The following is a 2474-nucleotide window of genomic DNA, read 5'->3' as shown; positions in this document are numbered from 1 at the left end:
GGCCTCTCAGGTGATACCCGGATGACCGGGTCGGCCGAGGACGCCGTCGACACCTTCCTGGAGTGGCTGCGGATCGAGAAGAACGCATCGCCGGCGACCGTGCGCGCCTACGCCGCCGATCTCGACCAGTTCGCCCGCTTCCGCGCCACCGGCGAGACGGCGCCACCGGCACCCGGCACGCCGCGCCCCGCGCTCGAGCCGGGGCGCATCTCGCTGCGGACCGTCCGCGGCTTCCTCGCCGCCCTCGGGACGCAGGGGCTGCGCAGCTCCTCGCTCGGGCGCAAGCTCGCCGCCCTGCGCAGCTTCTTCCGCTTCCTCAACCGCGAGGGTCTGCTCGCCGGCAATCCGGCCCGTCCGATCCCCTCGCCGCCGAAGTCGCGCGCCCTGCCCGCGACGCTGACGGTTGACGAGGCGGCGCGCCTGCTCGAAACGCCGGGCGGCCCGCCCAAGAGCCCCCTGCGCGACCGCGCGCTGCTGGAGCTGCTCTACTCCAGCGGTCTGCGCGTCAGCGAACTGACCGGCCTCGACCTGGACGACCTCGACCTCGACGGCGCCGCCGTGCGGGTGCGCGGCAAGGGCCGGCGCGAGCGCATCGTGCCCGTCGGCGGCAAGGCGATCGCCGCGGTGCGCGACTACCTCGCCCGGGAGCGCCGGGGCGGGGCGGCGCCAGGTGCCCTCTTCCTCAACGTCCGCGACGGCGGGCGGCTGACCTCGCGGAGCGTCCACCGGTTGCTCGGCGCGCGGGTGCGGCGGCAGGGGTGGCCCCGGAACGTCTCGCCGCACGCGCTGCGGCACAGCTTCGCCACGCACCTGCTCGTCGGGGGCGCTGACCTGCGCGCGATCCAGGAGATGCTCGGGCACCGCAGCCTCTCGACGACGCAGCGCTACACGCGGCTGGACTTCGAGCACCTGACGCGGGTGTACGAGAACGCCCACCCAAGGAGCCGCAAGCGGCCGCCGCCGGGTCAGGGCGCCTGACGCACCTGCGCCGCGAGGCCGCGGGGGACCCGTTTCTTGCCGGCGAGGCGCCGCAGCACCGCAAGGTTGACCGGGTCCATCTGGCGGCCGTCCTCCTCCTTGGGGGTCTCGATGATCTTGGGCACCCGCTCGAACCGCGGGTCGTTCAGGAAGAGGCGGAACCCCTCCAGCCCGATCCGGCCGCGGCCGATGTGCTCGTGGCGGTCGAGGTGACTGGCGCGGGCGCCCTTGGCGTCGTTGAGGTGGATCGCCAGCACGCGGCCGCGGCCGACCGCCGCCTCCAGCGCACCCAGCGCCTTCTCGTAGCCGGTGGCGCCCGAGAGGTCGTACCCGGCCGCGTGTCCGTGGCAGGAGTCGATGCAGACACCCAGCCGCCGCGGCTCCCGCACCATGCCGAAGAGCGCCCCGAAGTGGGCGAAGTCCCCGCCGAGCACCGTCCCCTGCCCGGCCGTGTTCTCCAGGCAGACCAGCGGGGCGCCCGGTCCCGCGCGCTCAGCCAGCCAGTCGAGCGAGGCGGCCACGCGCGCCAGCCCGGCCTCCACCCCGGCCCCCATGTGCGCCCCGGGGTGGGTGATGACGCAGGGAAGTCCGAGCGCGGCGGCCCGGTGCAACTCCTCCAGGAAGGCGGCCCGGGAGCGCGCCAGCAGGGCGGGGTCGGGCGACGCCAGGTTCACCAGGTACGAGCCGTGGGCGACCACCGGGGCGATCCCCGTCCGCGCCTGCTCGGCCCGGAATCGGGCGACCTCGGCATCCGGCAGGGGCGGAGCGTGCCACTGGGTCTGGTTCCGGGTGAAGATCTGCATGGCGGCGCAGCCGGCCTCGACCCCGCGGGCGAAGGCCCCGGCGACCCCGCCGGCGATGCTGACATGCGCCCCGATCAGGGGGAAGGCGTCCTTCGATGTCATTATAATGAATTTCTGGCACCTGAGAAAAGCACTTGCCTTGCCCTCCATCCGCAGTTAGCATAATGCCACATTCCTGAACTACACCCTCACGGTGCTTACTCCCAATCCTCATTGTCGGCGTATAGGCACCGTGCGCCGCAGCGGCTCGGACGGGTTCGGGCCGGCGGCGGACGTTGAAGGAGGATGACGATGTCTGGAAGCAAATTGAAGGGGGTCTTGCTCCCCCTGATCGCGGTCGCGCTGGCGCTCCTCGCCGTGGCCGCGCCGGTGGCAGCCGCCGGGTCGACGGACGCCGAGAGCCCCGTCGCGGTGGCGTCCGCCGTCGGCATCGAGGGGCCGGCGGCAGGCGTCCCGGCTGCCGAAACCGCCCCGGTGCCTGCGGCCGGCCAGGCCGCCACCATCCCGATGGCGCCGAGCCCCGCGGCGCCCGAGGCGGCTGCGATCGCGATCTCCTTCGCTCCCGAGCCGGCGACCGTGCCCGTTCCGGCGGTCCCCCTCGCCTTCCCAGCGCCCAACACCCCTGAGGCCACGACCGCACCCGCTGCGGCTGGCGACCCGGCGGCCGTCTTCCCGCCCGTCGCCGCCCCGGCG

The 2474-nt window shown here is 74.2% G+C and carries 3 protein-coding genes; 2 read left to right on the top strand and 1 reads right to left on the bottom strand.

The window, feature by feature from the left end; genetic code table 11:
* The coding region (locus tag VI078_18180) for a tyrosine-type recombinase/integrase (protein ID HEY6001218.1) at nt 1–978 on the top strand (978 nt) is incomplete at its 5' end.
* On the opposite strand, the gene VI078_18175 is transcribed toward VI078_18180, so the two are convergent.
* Complete coding sequence (locus VI078_18175; protein HEY6001217.1) at nt 966–1883, bottom strand: deoxyribonuclease IV; 918 nt, start codon at nt 1881–1883, stop codon at nt 966–968. The two genes, VI078_18180 and VI078_18175, sit on opposite strands and share 13 nt — an antisense overlap.
* A 189-nt stretch (nt 1884–2072) precedes the next feature.
* On the opposite strand from VI078_18175, the gene VI078_18170 reads away from it, so the two are divergent.
* The coding region (locus VI078_18170) for a hypothetical protein (protein HEY6001216.1) at nt 2073–2474 on the top strand (402 nt) is incomplete at its 3' end.

The organism is bacterium, from assembly GCA_036524115.1.
Lineage (GTDB): Bacteria > JAUVQV01 > JAUVQV01 > JAUVQV01 > DATDCY01 > DATDCY01.
This window is presented reverse-complemented; position numbering and strand designations above follow the sequence as displayed.